The following is a 233-nucleotide window of genomic DNA, read 5'->3' as shown; positions in this document are numbered from 1 at the left end:
AATGAGGTCAGGGTTGGAGTGCAAATCAAATTTAAGGACGAGTAAAAAAACTCGGAGTCGAATTGATGCTTTATCAAATCGATTTGGCATCCCAAGAGAGCAGTTATTGAGAATTATTTTAGAGGCTTCGCTTCCTATTTTCGAAGCAGAGACTCCTGAAGATATCAAGAAAGCCCAGGCGGCTCAGCGCATCTTGACCATGCTGCGCGTATAAGAATTTCGACGGTTCCGGA

At 43.8% G+C, this 233-nt stretch carries 1 protein-coding gene; it reads left to right on the top strand.

Annotated features, from left to right (window positions below; genetic code table 11):
- The coding region (locus MO867_RS23135) for a hypothetical protein (RefSeq protein WP_252473502.1) at positions 1-214 on the top strand (214 nt) is incomplete at its 5' end.
- Positions 215-233 lie beyond the last annotated feature (19 nt).

Origin of the sequence: Microbulbifer okhotskensis (assembly GCF_023895975.1) — a bacterium.
In the GTDB taxonomy this organism is placed as follows: domain Bacteria; phylum Pseudomonadota; class Gammaproteobacteria; order Pseudomonadales; family Cellvibrionaceae; genus Microbulbifer; species Microbulbifer okhotskensis.
Note: the sequence above shows the minus strand (reverse complement) of the source record. Positions and strands in the feature narration are given on the sequence as shown.